The 17,215-nt window shown below is 71.9% G+C and carries 13 protein-coding genes; 9 read left to right on the plus strand and 4 right to left on the minus strand.

Annotated features, from left to right (window positions below; translation table 11 throughout):
* Positions 1–27 precede the first annotated feature (27 nt).
* The 3 genes from HJC40_RS30925 to HJC40_RS30940 all read left to right on the plus strand — a co-directional run bounded on the left by HJC40_RS30925 (position 28) and on the right by HJC40_RS30940 (position 6,742).
* Positions 28–2,784, plus strand: a complete 2,757-nt coding sequence (locus HJC40_RS30925; protein WP_250006479.1) for a BTAD domain-containing putative transcriptional regulator — start codon at positions 28–30, stop codon at positions 2,782–2,784.
* A 149-nt stretch (positions 2,785–2,933) separates the two neighbouring features.
* Positions 2,934–5,309 (plus strand): PAS domain S-box protein, encoded by a 2,376-nt coding sequence (locus tag HJC40_RS45635; protein ID WP_284043947.1) that lies wholly within the window; start codon positions 2,934–2,936, stop codon positions 5,307–5,309.
* The gene (locus HJC40_RS30940) at positions 5,306–6,742 is read left to right on the plus strand and encodes a chemotaxis protein CheW (protein ID WP_250006481.1); all 1,437 of its coding nucleotides are present in this window, start codon (positions 5,306–5,308) and stop codon (positions 6,740–6,742) included. The genes HJC40_RS45635 and HJC40_RS30940 overlap by 4 nt, the downstream gene beginning before the upstream one ends.
* Positions 6,743–6,759: 17 nt before the next feature.
* Here the strand turns inward: HJC40_RS30940 and HJC40_RS30945 are convergent, their stop codons facing one another.
* From HJC40_RS30945 to HJC40_RS30960, 4 genes are all read right to left on the minus strand, one after another.
* Entirely contained in the window at positions 6,760–8,349 is a 1,590-nt protein-coding gene (locus tag HJC40_RS30945; protein WP_250006483.1) for a DASS family sodium-coupled anion symporter, read from the minus strand.
* A 38-nt stretch (positions 8,350–8,387) separates the two neighbouring features.
* Positions 8,388–9,371 (minus strand): helix-turn-helix transcriptional regulator, encoded by a 984-nt coding sequence (locus tag HJC40_RS30950; RefSeq protein ID WP_250006485.1) that lies wholly within the window; start codon positions 9,369–9,371, stop codon positions 8,388–8,390.
* A gap of 324 nt (positions 9,372–9,695) precedes the next feature.
* Positions 9,696–10,025, minus strand: coding sequence for a DUF3817 domain-containing protein (locus HJC40_RS30955; protein WP_250006487.1), 330 nt, complete (start codon positions 10,023–10,025; stop codon positions 9,696–9,698).
* A 160-nt stretch (positions 10,026–10,185) separates the two neighbouring features.
* On the minus strand, positions 10,186–11,334 hold the full coding sequence (locus HJC40_RS30960) for a ScyD/ScyE family protein (RefSeq protein ID WP_250006489.1): 1,149 nt from the start codon (positions 11,332–11,334) through the stop codon (positions 10,186–10,188).
* A gap of 383 nt (positions 11,335–11,717) precedes the next feature.
* On the opposite strand from HJC40_RS30960, the gene HJC40_RS30965 reads away from it, so the two are divergent.
* The 6 genes from HJC40_RS30965 (at position 11,718) to HJC40_RS30990 (ending at position 17,201) form a co-directional block, all read left to right on the plus strand.
* Entirely contained in the window at positions 11,718–12,410 is a 693-nt protein-coding gene (locus tag HJC40_RS30965; RefSeq protein WP_250006491.1) for an MBL fold metallo-hydrolase, read from the plus strand.
* Positions 12,411–12,470: 60 nt separating this feature from the next.
* Positions 12,471–13,214, plus strand: coding sequence for a hypothetical protein (locus HJC40_RS30970; RefSeq protein WP_250006493.1), 744 nt, complete (start codon positions 12,471–12,473; stop codon positions 13,212–13,214).
* Between the two features lie 353 nt (positions 13,215–13,567).
* A complete protein-coding gene (locus HJC40_RS30975) occupies positions 13,568–14,443 on the plus strand; it encodes a helix-turn-helix transcriptional regulator (protein ID WP_250006495.1) in 876 nt (291 codons plus the stop codon).
* Positions 14,444–14,495: 52 nt separating this feature from the next.
* A complete protein-coding gene (locus tag HJC40_RS30980) occupies positions 14,496–15,287 on the plus strand; it encodes an SAM-dependent methyltransferase (RefSeq protein ID WP_250006497.1) in 792 nt (263 codons plus the stop codon).
* 147 nt (positions 15,288–15,434) lie between these two features.
* Positions 15,435–16,166 carry a hypothetical protein gene (locus HJC40_RS30985; protein WP_250006499.1) on the plus strand — a complete coding sequence of 244 codons (732 nt, stop codon included), beginning with the start codon at positions 15,435–15,437 and terminating at the stop codon, positions 16,164–16,166.
* Positions 16,167–16,661: 495 nt separating this feature from the next.
* Complete coding sequence (locus HJC40_RS30990; RefSeq protein ID WP_250006501.1) at positions 16,662–17,201, plus strand: histidine phosphatase family protein; 540 nt, start codon at positions 16,662–16,664, stop codon at positions 17,199–17,201.
* Positions 17,202–17,215: the final 14 nt, after the last annotated feature.

A 17,215-nucleotide genomic window follows, 5' to 3' on the forward strand; every position in this document is an offset into this window, starting at 1 on the left:
GGGGAATCCGGCGGGGAACATGGAGGCATGGATTTCCGGTTGCTCGGCCCGGTCGGCCTGTTCGACGGCGACACCCGCATCCATCTGGGGCGTGACGCCGAGCTCCCCAAGGTGCACTGTGTCCTCGCGGCGCTGCTGCTGGCCCGGGCCCGGCCGGTCACCGGCGCCTTCCTCGACAACGCGCTCTGGGGCGCCGAGGCGCGCAACCCCGAGACCCGGCGGGGCTACATCGGCGACCTTCGCCTCGCCCTGCGGCGGTACGGGTTCACGCTGCCCCGCCAGGGCCACGGCGGCGTCTACCGGCTGGACGTCGAGCCCGACCGCGTCGACCTGCACCGCTTCCGGACGGCGACCGAGGCCGCCCGGCAGTGCGTCGCGCACGGCGACTGGGCCGCCGCCCGCATCCACCTGGAAGGCGGACTCGCGCTGTGGCACGGCTCGGCGCTCGAGGGCGTGCCGGGCGACTGGGCCGCCGGGATCCGCCGCCAGCTCGACCGTGAGCGCCGGGAGGCGGCGATCCGGCTGGCCGAGACCCGGCTGCGCTGCGGCGCGGTCGAGCCGGCCCGTGCGGACGCCGAACGCCTGAGCGCGGAGAACCCGGACGACGAGCGGGTGGTCCGGCTCGAGATGCAGGCCGCCTATCTCGCCGGTGATTACGGCTCGGCGGTCGAGGCGTACGAACGGCTCGCCCAGCGCACCACGCCGGCGCCCGCCACCCGTGCCCTGAACGACCGGATCCGCGTACGGGATCCGCTGCTCGGCACGCCGGGCGGTGACGGCCACGAGACGGCGGTGCCCCGGCAGCTGCCCGCCGTCACGGCCCACTTCGCCGGGCGTACGCGGGAACTGGCCCGGCTGACCGCCCTGACCGACCCGGCCCGCCCGCGCCCGCCGGTCGTCCTGATCTACGGCACCGCCGGGGTCGGCAAGACCACCCTGGCGGTGCACTGGGCCCGCTCGCTGACCGCCGACTATCCGCACGGGCAGCTGCACGCCGACCTGCTGGGCCGGCGCCGCCGCCGGCCCGGCCGCCGCACGCCGGCCGAGGTGCTGCGCGGCTTCCTCGGCGCGCTGGGTGTCCCGCCCGACCGGATGCCCACCGGCCAGAGCGAGCTGACCGGGCTGTTCCGCAGCCTCGCAGCCGGCCGCCGTCTGCTGATCGTGCTGGAGAACCCGGCCGACGACGAGCAGGTGCGGGCCCTGCTGCCCGGCTCCGAGTCGTGCCTGACCGTGGTGACCAGCCGGACCCGCCTGAACGGCCTGGCCGTCGCGCCCGGCGGCGCCGCGCTCACGCTCGAGCTGCTGGCCGAGGAATCCGCCCGCGAGGTGCTGGCCGCCCGCCTGGGGCACGACCGGCTGGCCGGCGAGCCGCCCGGGGTCGTGGCCGAGCTGATCCGGCTCTGCGCCGGGCTGCCACTGGCCCTGGCCATCGTGGCCGCGCGGGCCGCCGAGCGCCCGGAGCTGCCGCTGGCCGAGCTGGTGGGCCAGCTGGGCGAGGAGGGCCGGCGGCTGGACGTCATCGCCACCGGCGACGGCCCGACCGACCCGCGCGCGACCTTCGCCTGGTCGTACCACCGGCTGCCCGGCCCGGCGGCGCGGCTGTTCCGCCTGCTGTCGCGCCATCCGGGCCCGGATTTCACCGCCGCGGCGGCCGCGAGCCTGGCCGGCGAGCCCGATCCGCCGTTGGCCGACCTGGCGGCGGCCCACCTGATCAGCTCCCCGGCCCCGGGCCGTTTCGCGATGCACGGGCTGCTCCGGGCGTTCGCCGCCGAGGCCGACGCCGCCACCGGCGAGCCCGCCGCCACGGTCCGCCTGTTCGACCACTACCTGCACACCGCGGCCGGCGCCGACCGGAAGCTCGGCCCGTACTCGCATGTGGCCGACGGCGAACCGCCGGCGCCCGGCGTCGTGGTCACGCCGATCGAGGACGAGGCGGCGGCGAGCGCGTGGTTGCGGGCCGAGGCGCTGAACCTGGCCGCGGTGGCCGAGCGCGCGCTCCACGTCGGACTGACCCGGTACGCGGTGCAGCTGCCGCGGATGTCGGCCAACTACCAGATCCGGCAGGGCCGCTGGCACGAGTATCACGAGGCGCAACTGGTCGCCCTGGCCGGCGCGCGCCGCCTCGGCGACACCGGCGACGTGGCCGACGCCCTGATCGAGCTGGCCCGCGCGCTGGGCTGGCAGGGCCGCGCCGACCAGGCCCGGCGGCAGGCCGAGCGGGCCGTTCCGCTGGTCACCGACCCGGGCCGGGTCTATCGCCTCCGGATGCTGCTGGCCTGGCTGCTGGGCATGCTCGACCGCGTGCCCGACGCGCTGGAGAGCGCCGAGCAGGCCCTGACGGCGGCCCGGGAGTCGGCCGACCCGCGGGCGGTGGCGGTCGCGCTCAACGAGGTCGGCTGGTGGAACGCCGTGCTCGGCCGGCCCGAGCCCGCGCTGCGCAACTGCGCGCGGGCGCTGGCCGCCTTCGAGTCGCTGGCCGATCGCAGCGGCATCGCGGCCGCCAGCGACAGTCTCGGCCTGATCCACCATCGGGCGCGCCGTTTCGACGCGGCCCTCGAGCACTACGAGCGGGCCCGGTCGCTGTACGAGGAGCTGCCCGACGTGTACGAGCACGCCGCCACGCTCGACCGGATGGGTAACACGCTGAGCGCGATGGGGCGCCCGGCCGAGGCCGAGGCCGCCTGGCGCCGGGCGCTCGCCCTCTTCAACGACCTGCAGCACCCGGCCGGGGCCGCCGTCAGTCAGAAGATCACCGCCGCCGCCCGACTCCAGGAACAGGGCTGAGCGCGGCCGGGCGGACGGGCACGGCAACCGGATAACTCCCGTCCGCGGAAAGCTCCGATCATTTCCGGGTTCAGTTCGGCCCTGGCACGGCCGACAGTGCTGGCGGACACACCCGACGGGGGTGTGCCATCCTGCACCGGGGAGCTGCATTGACGACCGACCTGGCCGCCGAGCCCACCTTCGCCGACGCGTTCCGCGCCCTGGTGTCGACCGAGACGATCGGCCTGGTGGTCGAGGCCGGGAACGGCGCCCTGGTCGCCGTCACGACCGGCTCCCCCGGCGCCTCCGAGTGGGCCGAGCAGCTGGCGGCCGACGCCGGCGTGCTGAGCGCGCTGCGCCGGGCCGGCGACGACGGCGCCGTCGCCGAGTTCACGGCGACCAGCCTCGAGGGCGCCCCGGCACAGTGGCGGGCCACCGTGCGGCCCCTGCCCGGCGACCGGCTGATGGTCGCGCTGCGCGACGTCACCGCCGAGCGGCGGGCCTCGGCCGAGGCGATGGGCTGGATGGACGCCATCGGCCGGGCGCAGGCGGTCATCGAGTTCGACCTGCAGGGCACGATCCTGGCCGCCAACGACAACTTCCTCCAGGCCATGGGCTACCAGGAGCGCGAGGTGATCGGCCAGCACCACCGCATGTTCGTCGACACCGAGTACGCCGGCTCGGACGAGTACCGCGCGTTCTGGGCCAAGCTCGGCCGGGGCGAGTACGAGGGCGGCGAATACCACCGGCTCGGCAAGGGCGACCGGGAGGTGTGGATCCAGGCCACCTACAACCCGATCCTCGACCTCGACGGCAAGCCCGTGAAGGTCGTCAAGTACGCCACCGACATCACCCAGGCCCGGCTGCGCAACGCCGAGTTCGAGAGCAAGGTGGCCGCGGTCGACCGCTCGCAGGCGGTCATCGAGTTCGACCTGCGCGGCACCGTGCTGTCGGTCAACGACAACTTCCTCGGCGCCCTGGGCTACGACCGGGACGAGGTCGTCGGCAAGCACCACCGGATGTTCTGCGTGCCCGCCTACGCCGCGAGCGAGGACTACCGGGAGTTCTGGCGTGAGCTGGCCCGCGGCGAGTTCCACTCGGGCGAGTACAAGCGGCTCGACAAGTCCGGCGCCGAGGTCTGGATCCAGGCCACGTACAACCCGATCTTCGGGCTGGACGGCAAGCCGGTCAAGGTCGTCAAGTTCGCCCACGACATCACCCCGGAGAAGCAGCGCAACCTCGAGTTCGAGGGCAAGCTGGACGCCATCGACCGGTCCCAGGCCGTCGTCGAGTTCACCGTCAAGGGCGAGCTGATCACCGCCAACACGTCCTTCCTCGAGCTCACCGGCTACCGCCTCGACCAGGTCCAGGGCAAGCACCACCGGATGTTCTGCGAGCCGGCGTACGCCCAGTCGTCCGAGTACGCGAACTTCTGGGAGCGTCTCGGCGCCGGTGAGTTCCAGGGCGGCGAGTACAAGCGGGTCGGCGCGCTCGGCCGGGAGGTGTGGATCCAGGCCACGTACAACCCGATCCTGGACGCCGACGGCCGCGTGGTGAAGATCGTCAAGTTCGCCACCGACATCACCGGCACCAAGCTGCGCGCGGCCGAGTTCGAGTCGAAGGTCAACGCCGTCGACCGCTCCCAGGCCGTCATCGAGTTCGACCTCGAGGGCGTCGTGCTGCACGCCAACGAGAACTTCCTGCGGGCCACCGGCTACTCGTTGCGCGAGGTGGTCGGCCAGCACCACAGCATGTTCTGCACGCCCGAGTACGTCGTGAGCCCCGAGTACCGCGCGTTCTGGCTCAACCTCAACAAGGGCGAGTTCTCGGCCGGGCGCTACCACCGCCTCGGCAAGTACAACCGCGACATGTGGATCCAGGCCACCTACAACCCCGTCCTCGACCTCAACGGCCGGCCGTCCAAGGTCATCAAGTACGCCACCGAGATCACCGCCCAGGTCAGAATGGAGATGCTCGTCCAGGCCAAGACCAGCGAGATGAGCGCGACGGTGTCCGCCCTGGCCGGCGCCACCACCGAGATCGCGCAGACCAGCGGTCAGGCCCTCGAGCTGGCCCGCCGCACGGCGGGCGACGCCGAGCAGGGCGCGGCCGAGCTGCAGCGCTCGATCGAGGCGATCAAGCTGATCCAGGCGTCCACCCGCGAGATCGGCGACATCGTCTCGGTGATGGGCGAGATCGCGAGCCAGACCAACCTGCTCGCCTTCAACGCCTCGATCGAGGCCGCCCGCGCCGGGGAGCACGGCGTCGGCTTCGCCGTCGTGGCCGGCGAGGTGCGCAAGCTGGCCGAGCGCTCGGGCGACGCGGCCCGCCAGATCGCCAAGCTGATCAGCGAGTCGGCGCTGCGCGTCAACGAGGGCGCCGACGTCTCGGACCGGGCCGGCAGCGCGCTCACCCGCATCCGCGAGAGCGCCCGCCTGACCGACGACGCGATCAGCCGGATCGCGTCGTCCACCAGCACCCAGCAGGACGCCTCGCACGAGGTCACCGCCCTGCTCGGTCAGCTCGCGGGCTCCTGCCCGTCATGAGCGCCCGGACCACGTACGGTCTGCTCCGGGTCGGTGACGCCGCCGTCGCGCTGCCGCTGACCGTGCTGCGCGAGGTCATCCCCTGTCCCAAGAAGCTCGCCCCGATCCCGGCCCGGGCCCGCGGCCTGCTCGGCGCGGTGAACCTGCGCGACGTGGTGATCCCCGTGCTCGATCTCGCGGTCACGCTCGAGTGGCCCGAGCGGGTCCGGGAGCACCCGGTCATCGTGATCATCAGCTCGGGCGGCCGGACCCTCGGGGTGGTCGCCGACCGGGTCGACGGCATCACCACGGTGCCCGACGACCAGCGGCACGACACCCGCGACACCGCCGACGGACTGGTCTTCTCGCACACCTTCGGGCACCCGGAGACCGGCTCGGTGGTCAGCATCCTGGACGCCGGCGCGATCCTCGGGCTGCCCGGGGTGCCGGCGGTGCTCGACCCGGCCGACGGCCCGGCGGGAGCCGCTCCGGTCACCGCCTCGGCGGTCCCGGCCGGGCTGCCGATGCTGCTCGTGCGGTGCGGCGAGTTCCGGCTCGCGGTGCGCCTCACCGACATCCACACGGTGCTGCCCCAGCTCGTGGTGACCGACTCGCCGCTGGCCGGCGACCTGTGCCGCGGCGTCACGGCGTACCTGCGGGACTGGGTGCCGGTCGTGGACCTGGCCCACGGGCTCGGGCTGGGCCCGCCGACGGGCGACCAGGGCGCGCAGGGCCTGCTCTGGAGCTACCCGGACGGGCTGGTCGCGTTGCAGGTCTCCGAGGTCGTCCAGATCGTCACGCTGGACCCGGCCCGGATCCACCCGTTGCCCGCGCTGGGCGGCCCGAACGCGGGCCGGTTCAGCGGGGCGGTGCTGATCGAAGGCCACGGCCAGCACCTGGTGGTCGACTCGGCGGCGCTGTCGGCCGACGAGACGCTGACCGCGCTCGGCCGGCTGACCACGCCGCGCGAGGACGTCGTCGAGCGCGACGATCGGCCCGCCGGAGGCAGCACCACCGGTCTGGGCCGCTATCTGACCTACCGCGCCGGCGTGGAGGTGGCGACGCCGCTCACCCAGATCGCCGAGATCCTGGCCTACCCGGACGACGTGGCTCCGCTGGCCGGGGCCGGCGGCGGCCTGCTGGGGCTGTTCACCCACCGCGAGAGCGTGGTCTCGCTGATCAGCCTGAACGAGCTGATCGGCCGTCCACGCGAGATCGACCCGGTGACCAGCCGCGTCCTGCTCGTCGAGCAGGGCGGGCACCACATCGGCTACGTGGTCGACGACCTCGGGGCGATCGAGCTCTCGGTCTGGGAGCAGGACGACGAGGGCGGCGGCACGACCCCGGGCCGGATCGAGGACAGCCGCCTCGTCCAGCTCGGCGCCGATCCGGACGGCCGCCTGGTGCCCCGGGTGGATCTCGCGGGCTGGGCGGCCGCCCTCGGCGGTGGATGAGTCGTCCCCGGCGCGGCTCAGCCCAGGCCCACCGCCGCGACCATCAACGGGAGCAGCAGGAGGATGACGATCGCGCCGAGCACGTCGAACGAGACGCCCGACCGGATCATCGTGGTGATCGGGACGACGCCGGAGCCGTAGACCACCGCGTTCTGCGGCGTCGAGACCGGCAGCATGAAACCGAACGACGCGGCGAACGTGGCGGCCAGCGCCGGGACCAGCGGGTTGATGCCGGCGGCGACGGCGATCGGGATGATGATCGGCACCACGACCGCGGCCGAGGCCGTGTTGCTGGTCGTCTCGGAGACCACGATCGCCAGCACGACGGCGAACGCGGTGATCGCGAAGGTGCTGCCCAGGCCGAGCGCGTCGGCGCTGGACGTGCCGATCGTCTCGGCCAGCCCGGTGTCGGCCAGCAGCGAGCCGAAGATGATGCCGGTGCCGAACAGGACGATCGTCCCCCAGTCGATGCGGGCGGCATCGCTCCAGTTCAGGGTGTACTCCCGCTGCCGCCAGGAGACCGGCAGCAGGAACAGCAGCGAGGCCCCGAGTACGGCCACCACGCCCTCGTTGAGCCGGGCCGACACCGTGTCGTAGACGGCCGAGTCGGTCCCGGCGATCACCGCGACGATGCCCGGGACAATCCAGAAGGTGACCGTGACCACGAACGCGATCAGGGTGTTGCGCTCGGCCACCGAGAGCTTGCCGAGCTTGGCCCGCTCGGCCGCGACGTACTCGGCCACACCCTCGATCCGGCGGATCTCCGGCTTGTTGAGCAGCAGCAGGACTATCGCCAGGACGGCGAACATCACCAGGCAGATCGGGGCGGCGACGGCCATCCACTGTGCGAACGAGATGCGCTCGCCGGTGGCCTCCTCGATCAGCCCGCGGCCGATCAGGTTGGGCGGCGAGCCGACCGGGGTGAGCAGACCGCCGACGCTCGCGCCGTAGGCCAGCATCAGCATGAGCGCCGCGCCGACCCGCAGCCGGGTCGGGTCGAAGCCCGGCTCGACGAGCCCGCGGTCCTGCAGCAGCTTGGCGATGACCGAGAGGATGCCCAGCGCCGTGGGCAGCAGCATCGCAACCGTGGCGGTGTTCGACACGAACGCCGAGAGCAGGGCGGTCACCACGCCGAACGCGATGATCACGCGCGACGTCGAGCGGCCCACGCCCGGCAGCGAGAGGATCCGGAAGGCGAAGCGCCGGGCCAGCCCGTGCTTGAGCATCGCCTGGGCCAGGATGAAGGCGCCGATGAAGGTGAAGACGGTGGACGAGCCGAACGGCGCCAGCACGTCGGCCGCCTCGGCCACCCCGAACACGACGATGAGACCGACCCCGATGAGGCCCCCGATCGGGATGGGCACGGCCTCGGTGATCCAGAGGACGATCACGCCCAGCAGCACCCCGCCGAGCACCTGCTGGCTGGGCGGGATGCTCAGCGGCAGCGCGAGGAAGAGAAGCGTGATGGCCGGGGCGAGAAAGAGCCCGACCGTACGGCGGCCGCGCTCGAACCGCTCCTCGGCCGGGGACAGTTGTTGTTCGCCCAAACTGCGGTAGGTTGCCCCGCCGAGCAGGCGATCTTCCACATCGGTCTTGGCGCCGTCCATACCAGCCCCTCTGATCGAGTGATCCACATCACTCAATCTTAGGGCTGATCTGCTAAGAGCGCTTCGCCCAGCGGGGTCAGAGTGTGGACGACCGCCTTGCCGGCGCGGCTGGTCCGGATGAGACGGGCCTCGCGCAGGACCGCGGTGTGCTGACTGACCGAGGCGGCGCTGACGCCGACCCGGCGGGCCAGCTCGGAGGTCGTCCGGCCGTCACCCAGCGACTCGAGCAGCGACGTGCGGGTCCGCCCGATCAGCGCGGCCAGCGACGCGCCGTCGGCTGGGCGCAGCCCGGGGTTGATCGTGAGGTCGTGCTGGATCGGATAGACCAGCACGGGTGGCAACGTCGTGTCCCGCAACGCGTCGGGCGTGCCGTAGGAGAGAAACGACGGCAGCAGGATCAGGCCGCGTCCACCGAGGTGCAACGTCTGGTCGAACGGGGTGTCGACCTCGAGGACCGGCGGCTCCCAGCGCATCATCGGCCGGAAGCTGTCGAGCAGCCCCTCGGCGCCCTGGTCGAGCAGCACGCGGGCGCGGCGGGACCGCTCGGCCTCGATGTGGGCCCGGCCTTCGGCCCAGAACGGCGCGATCGCGCTCTCGTACTGCGACTGCAGCGCCCCGGCCAGCCGCTCGACGGTCTCGATCTCCCCCTCGGCCAGCCGGCCCATCCAGGACGGCTTGGGCCCGGCGTGGCGGACCAGCTCCTCCAGCTCGCCGCGCAGCCGGGTGGCCGGTGTGGACTTGATGACCTCGAGCGCGGCGGGCAGGCCGAGCGAGCCCTCGGCGGGGGTGAGGAAGTCGGGGTAGTAGGCCCCGCGGACCAGCGGAAGCAGCAGCTCGAGGTCGTCGCGCCGGCTCGCCCTCAGCGCGTGGTCACGCCAGCGGCCGTAGACGAGCTCGGGCCCGGGGCGGCGCAGACGCCACACACTGAAGATCGTCTCCCACAGCGGATCGGGCTCGCCCGCGATCCGCACGCGGCCGACATCCTCCGGCGTGAAGTGGATGCGCAACACGTCGGCCCCCATTTGCCATTCAGCAAGGATTCACGGCCGAAAGTCTATCCGGAGTGCACGAGAGCCCGAAAATCAGTCCACGACGAAGATCCGTAAGGCCCGGAGCCGTACGGAAGAGCGGGTGTCGCCACGAGCAGCGCCGACAAAGGGCAGCAGTCCCGGATATGCACCCCCGATAACGGCATATCCGGCATGAGACACAGCCCCGTCGGCCCGGCTCGTGGCCGACCCGGCGGGATGACGATCTCCGGAGTGCGGGCCGCGCGACAAGACGTTTAATGCGTCCCTGAAACCATCGGGCGGAGATCATCCGAACGGCCCATCGGGGGCTGCCGTTCAGCTCGTAATAGACATTTCCGAAATAGCCTCATCGGTCGCCCTCCGCCGTCGCGCCACCCAGCGCTCGAAGATCAGCGACGTGAACGGCGGGATCGAGGCGGCCAGGCCGACCAGGGTGCGCGGCAGCGACCAGCGCTCGGTGCGCGCCACCCACAGGGCGGCGACCAGATAGGCGACGAAGAGCGCGCCGTGGATCCGGCCGAACAGCCAGACGCCCAGGTCGGTGACCTCCGCGACGCGTTTGAGATACATGCCGACCAGCAGGCCGGCCCACGAGAAGGCCTCGGCCACGGCCGTGATGCGGAAGATGCGGTACGGCTGTGGCACGGTGCTGCCCCCTGGTTCCCGGCTCGGCTCGAGCCCTGCGACCTGACGGCATCCGATCGTATCCGCGGCGCCGGACGGCCACCGCCGGGGTGACGTGGTCGTCACCCCGGCGGATCACTTCCGGTTCTGGCATCCTGCCGGTTCCAGCATCCTGCCGGTTCTAGCGGAACGCGTGCGGGTGCACCTGGACCAGGCGGCCGGCGTCCTTGATGCCGAGCAGTCCGGCGATGCTCCACGAGGTCGCGTAGAGCTTGCCGTCGGTGAACTCGAGACCGGTCGGCATCGTCACCGCGGCGCGCGTCACCCGCCCGTGGTCGATGCGGGTCAGGCGGCCCACCTTCGACGGGTCGAACCCGGCCGGCGGCGGACCGGCCGGCGCGCCGAACAGCACCTCGGAGGCGAAGATCGTGCCCCGCGGGCTCACCGCGACCCCGGTCAGCGACGTAAAGCCCGACCACTTGCGCAGCACCTTGCCGCTGCGGCCGTCGAGCTTGTAGATCGCCGCGGCGCCGGCCTTCTCGGCTCCGAGGGTCGAGACGTACACGTGCCGGCCCTGGACGGCGATGCCGGTCGGCACCGAGTCGCACCCGACCGTGCCCGGGTTGGCCTGCGCGCCCTTGGCCAGACAGGCCTTGGTCCGCGGGTTCGGCGGCACGAAGAACGTCGAGACCCGGCCGGTGCGCGGGTCGACCCGCAGGACGTCGTTCGCCCCGCCGTCGGCGATCAGCAGTCCCCATCGGGTGGCGACCATGCTGAACGGGTTGGACAGGGCGTCATAGGGCTTTCCGGACTTGTCGAACTGCTTCTGCCTGTCCGGATTGCGTCTCAACTCGTATTTCATAAGATCGGCGAGAACGCGAACGTGCTTACCTTTCGCGTCCGACACCAGCACCGAGGCCGGCGGATATTTCGAGGGTGGCGGAGCGCCTTCCTCATTCGGACCGCCGATCAATGAATAGATCTTTCCGCGCGTGGCGGCGACCCCGGCCACGCCCGGCACCTTCGAGATCAAGGTGGTGCGCCGGCCGGTCCTCAGATCGACCGCGGTGACTTCCCCACTCTCCGACTCGGCGACCAGGGCGGTCCGCGACGACATCACGTCGAGGCCGAACGGGCCGCTCAGTTTGGTGGTGATCGTCCGGACGGCGGGTTTGCCGCCACCGTGACCACCGGTCGCGCCGGCGGGCATACCCGCCAGCACGGTGATCGCGCCGGTCCCCACCGCCGCGACCATTTTCAACGCATGCGTGAATTTCATCCTGTCCCCCGACAGATTGTTTTCCCGCCTCCCCCGGGCGAGATCTTCCATTAGCCGATGCGTTGTCAGCAAATTCAACCTAAGAACGGCGGGCGCATCCGGCAACCATCCTTTCGGCCAGCCATCGAAGAAAAAGGACTCCCCGATTCGAGATGCATTTCAGTCGCCTAATGTCAGACCTATTCCAGCCTGTTGTGTCAGTTTTCCGCATGAGGCCCCGGCCTTCGCAAGGTCGTTCTACAGTCGAGAGATGAATCTGCGCTGACGGGCCGAGGCGGCAGCAACGGCCGCCCGCACCCGCGGCGCCCCCGCCCCACGGCCGGCGCCGGCGCCGGCGCGGCGGAGCTCCCTCTTCCCGACCCCGACGAACTGCCGTTCCCCGTCCACGCCCGCCTCGAGTCCCCGGCGAGCGAGGTGGCTGGCAGGATGGTCGCGTGCGCGAAGTAGTCGAGGGTGTCTTCGAAGTCAGCCTGGGTTTCGTCAACATGCATCTCGTCGTCACCGACGACGGCGTGGTCCTGGTCGACACCGGGCTCCCGCGCAACGCCAAGCGCATCGATCGCGCCCTGCACGGCCTGCGCAAGCAGATCGGCGACGTGACCGCGGTCCTGCTGACCCACCAGCATTTCGATCACATCGGCAACGTCGCCGACGTCCGGCGCCGCTCCGGGGCACGGGTGTTCGCGCACGCCGCCGACGCCCCGGCCATCACCGGCGCGATCCGGCCGCCCGAGCCGCGGGGCCTGGCCCGGTTCGCCGTCCGGCTGATCGGGACGGCCGAGCCGACCAAGCTCGACCAGCTGATCACGAAGGACGAGTCCGAGCCGTTGCCGGGCTTCACCGCGATCCACACCCCCGGCCACACCCGGGGGCACGTCTCCTATCTGCTCGACCGGGCCGGCGGGCTGCTGTTCGCGGGCGACACGGCGGCCGGCACGCGCGAGGGCGGCGTGACCGCCGGTCCCACCCGGGTGTCGGCCGACCCGGACGAACAGGCACGCAGCCTGGCCAAGCTCGGCTCCTACGACTTCGAGCACGCCGTCTTCGGGCACGGCCAGGCCGTCTCGGGCCGGGCCGTGGAGCGCTTCCGGGAGTACGCGGGCCGCGCCGGCGGGTCGGCCGGCTGAAACGGCGGAAGTTTCGGTAGTCGCGCCCCGTGGGGCTTTTGCCCGGTTAGGGTCCAGCCCATGGACCGTAGGACGTTGCTGGCCGCCGGCGCGGCGATCGCTGTCGCAGGACTGACCGGCGAGCCCGCGCGGGCCGCCACCCGCCGCCCCATCTTCGAATGGGCCCGCCCCGGCGGCTTCTTTCCCGGCGAGGGCTTTCTGACCCCGCCGGCGCTGGCCGTCTACGACGACGGCACCGCGTACGCCGACGCCGCCGCCACGCTTCCCCTCCGGCCCGCCCAGGTCGAACGGTTGCTGACTCAGGCTGCCGACGTCCTCGGCGACCCCCGGAACACGCGCCGGGACCCCGGGCGCCCGGCCCGCGACCGGCCGGTCGACCACGTGAGCCTGCGCGGGGACGACGGCGCCCACCTCACCGCCGAACTGCCCGGCTGGGGCGACGGCGACTCCGCCCACGCCTTTCCCGAGGCCCTGCGCGCGCTCGACCGGCACGTCCAGGACCTCCGGCGTACGGTGCTCGCCGGCGGAGAACCGTGGCGGCCCAACGCGATCCTGCTCGCCACCGTGCGCCTCGACCACCGGCCCGACGCCGCCGATCCCTGGCCCGCCGGCCTGCCACGACCCGACCTGAGCGCCCTGTACGCCGAGCGGGTGGTGCGCGGCGAGCAGGCCCAGGCCGTCCGGCGCACCCTGCCACCGGGAAGTGCGCTGTGGCCGGCGTACCGGATGTCACCGCTCGCGTTCGCCCGGGCCGGCTGGCGTCATCTGCTTCCCCACGAGATCGAGCCGGCAGCCGGAGAGTAGGCGCCGAGCGACGCCCGGTACGGTACTGTCCGTGCCCGGCGCTCGTCAGAGATCAGCCGGATCTGCCGTCGCGTGCCGAACTGGTCATATCCACACTGGACACTGGGGTCCACCGAGGTGAGGATGATCGCGTGGCAGAAAATGTGTCCAGGCTGGACACCGGCGTCGGCGAAGCCCGGTCCCACCTCCCCGTTCCGGCTCGGATCGTTCAGCTGTTCGAACGGCTGGGCGTCGTCCGTCCGGGGGTGTTTCCGATGGCTCCGTGGCGATCTGATGATCCGAAGATCTCCCAGCAACGCGCCGCCGGCCACCGGCCGTAGCGCGCCGGCCACGTTCTTGATAAGCAGGTCACCATGATCGGGCGAGGGGACAGCGGCGGGTCGACCGTGCGCCGCCTGCAGCTGGGTGCGCGGCTGCGCGAGCTCCGTCTCGCCGCCGGCGTGAGCCGCGAGGCCGCCGGTTACCGCATCCGCGCGTCCGAATCCAAGATCAGCCGGATGGAGCTGGGCCGGGTCGGCTTCAAGGCCCGCGACGTGACCGACCTGCTCACCCTCTACGGTGTCGAGAGCCCCGAGGAGCACCAGCGCCTGCTCGAGCTGACCAAGGCGGCCAACTCGCCGAGCTGGTGGCACACCTACGGCGATGTGCTCGAGAGCTGGTTCCACAGCTACCTCGACCTCGAGCAGGCGGCCGAGCTCATCCGTACGTACGAGATCCAGTTCGTCCCCGGGCTGCTGCAGACCGAGGCGTACGCGAGTGCCGTCATCCGCCTCGGGCACAACAACCCGGGCAAACACGAGGTCGAGCGGCTGGCCAACCTGCGGATGACCCGCAAGGAGACGCTGACCCGGCCGGAAGCGCCGACCTTCTGGGCGGTGCTCGACGAGGCCGTGCTGCGGCGGCTGATCGGCGGCCGCGAGGTGCTGCGCGAGCAGATCCTGGCCCTGCTCGAGGCCTGCGAGAACCCCAACGTACGCCTGCAGGTGATCCCCTTCGACTCGGGCGGGCACGCGGCGGCGGGCGGGGCGTTCAGCATCCTGCGCTTCCCGCACGAGGAACTCGACGACGTGGTCTACATCGAACACCTCACGAGCGCCCTCTACCTGGACAAACGCGAAGACGTGGACGACTACGCGGCGGCGTTCGGCCGGCTCATCATCGAGGCCGCCCCGCCGGCCCGCACGCCCGACCTGCTGAAGGCCGTCCTGATCGATCTGGAACGACTGTAGTTATCCACAATGGGTGGTTGTGCTCGGCAACCGCAGCCGATAGAAACTTCCCATGACGGACCAAGAGGCCCCCGCCGAGTTGCAGCCCGACGTGCCGCACGCGGCGCGCATGTGGAACTACTGGATGGGCGGCAAGGACAACTTCGCCGCCGACCGCGCCGCCGGCGACGCCGTGGCCCAGGTCTATCCCGAGATCGTGGTGATGGCCCAGCAGTCCCGCAAGTTCCTGATCCGGGTGGTCCGCCATCTCGCGGGCGAGGCGGGCGTCCGCCAGTTCCTCGACATCGGCACCGGCCTGCCGACCATGCAGAACACCCACGAGGTGGCCCAGGGCATCGCCCCCGAGTCCAAGATCGTCTACGTCGACAACGACCCGATGGTGCTGGCCTACGCCCGCGCCCTCCTGGTCGGCACCACGACCCAGGGCGTGACGACGTATGTCCACGCCGACTACCACGACCCCGAGAAGATCGTGGCCGAGGCCGAGCAGGCGCTCGACTTCACCGAGCCGGTCGCGGTCATGTTCATGGGAGTGATGGGCTACGAGCCCGACCTCGACCGCATCCGCTCGATCGTCGGCACCGTGATGGCCCGCGTGCCGTCCGGCAGCTACCTGGTCTTCTGGGACGGCACCGACACCTCCCCCGCGGTCGTCGAGGGCGCCCGCAAACTGGCCGAGGCCGGCGGCGTTCCCTACATCCTGCGCAGCCCCGAGCAGCTGGCCACCGTCTTCGAGGGTCTCGAGCTGGTCGAGCCCGGACTGACCCCGATCAGCTCCTGGCGCCCCGACGGCGACGGCATCGAGTCGATCGAGGCCTACGGAGCCGTCGGCCGCAAGCCCTGACGGCCCGCGGCGCTCGGCAGGCCAGTGCGCGTCCGCTCTGGCCTGCCCCCGGGTCTCCCCCATTACTGCCATGAACATCTCCGAATCGGGTCCGAGGCGGACATCTCCCGAAAGATGGACACCAGTTCCCACCTGGAGGAGTTCTTCGTGCGTATCCCGTCTCGCGTCCCGGCCACCACCGCCGTCCTGGCCGGCCTGCTGCTGACCTCGGCCTGCGCCGCCGCCGAGGAGGTCGCCGGACCGGCCGCCACCCCGCCGGCCTCGGAAGCTCCCTCGGCGCCGGTCTCCCCGCCGTCGGCGCCGGCCACGTCCTCCGCGCCGGCGTCCCCACCGTCGTCCTCACCCGCCGCCAAGCCGACCACGACGCGTCCCGCGGGCGGTGGCGACGTCTTCAGCGGCACCCGCCAGGTCAACCTGCTGCCCAAGAACAGCGAGGCCACGCTGGGCGTGGTCCAGGACGGCAAGATCGGCCTGTCGGAGAAGTTCGGCGACGCCGACTTGTTCGTGCTCACCGCGGTCAAGCCGGGCGGCGACCGATACTGGATCCGCACGGCCAAGCTGCGCAAGGGCGGCGAGCCGTCCTGCCTCTCGGCCAAGCTGGGCTCGGGCGGCAAGCCCGCCGCCGTCCGGATCACGGCCTGCGACGCCGCCGCCTCCGACCAGCTGTTCCGCTTCCGCAAGACCGGCGAGTCGAACGGCAAGCCGACCTACACCATCCGCACCGGCAAGGACACCTACATCATCCAGGACCCGACCGGCGAGATCGCCGGCACCGGAACAGGCGTGGCCGCGGTCTCGATCGGCGAAGGCACCCCCGACATCGACACCCCGTTCATCATCGCCGACCGCGGCAAGGCCACCATGCCCACCCTGGGCTGACCCCCGCCCCGACCGGCACCGGCCCGGCGCCGAGCCACCACCCAGCCACCTGGCGCTCAGAGCACGGCGCGACTTCGATGCGTTCAACCCGAGCCTGCGCCGGCGCCCGAAGTTCTGGGCGCCACCCAGCCACCTGGCACTGGAAGCGCGGCTCGCCCTCAATGCGTTCAACGCGAGCCTGCGCCGGCGCCCGAAGGCCAAGCCGCCACCCAGCTCCAGGAGCACGGCTCGCGTTCAATGCGATCAACCCAAGCGTGCGCCGGCGCCCGAAGGCCTGGCGCCACGCAGCAACGTGGCGCCGGGAGCATGGCTCGACTTCGTGTGTCCAGCCGGGCGTGCGCCTGCCGGCCGGAGTCGACGGCGAGCCCGACCGTCGGGCCTCGGGGGCGGGGTCGTCGACGTCGTGTGGTCACGGGGGCGTCGAGCGCCTTGGTCGAAGCCATGCTCCTGTCGAGCGCCTCGATGACGGGAAGCCCATTCTCGGGAGGTATCACCATGTCAACGGAGATCGTCTACGAGACGCACGCTCTGACCGAGGACAACGAGCGGGGTGTCGCCACCGGTTGGCTGCCGGGAAGGTTGAGTGCGCAGGGCCGCTCGAATGCCGCCGCGATGGGCCGGCGCAGGCGCGAGGACGGCATCGCCGCCGTCTTCAGTTCCGACCTTCGCCGCGCGGTCGAGACCACCGAGATCGCCTTCGGCGGCAGCGGCATCCCGATCCTGTACGACTGGCGGCTGCGCGAGTGCGACTTCGGCGACCGCAACGGAACACCGACCACCGAGGTCAAGGCCGACCGCCTGGACTACTGCGACCGCCCCTACCCCGCCGGCGAAAGCCACAGCGAGGCGATCGCGCGGGTGGCCCGGTTCCTCACCGACCTGCCCACCCGCTGGGCCGGACGCCGCGTCATGCTGATCGGCCACCTGGCGACCTACCGCGGGTTGGAGCATGTCGTCAACGGCCGGCCCGTAAGCGACATCGTCGCCGACGACTTCGAATGGCAGCCCGAAGGCTGGGAGTACCGCCTGCCCTGACCACCCGCCGCCCG

Source organism: Actinoplanes sp. M2I2 (assembly GCF_023544445.1).
Taxonomy (GTDB): domain Bacteria; phylum Actinomycetota; class Actinomycetes; order Mycobacteriales; family Micromonosporaceae; genus Actinoplanes.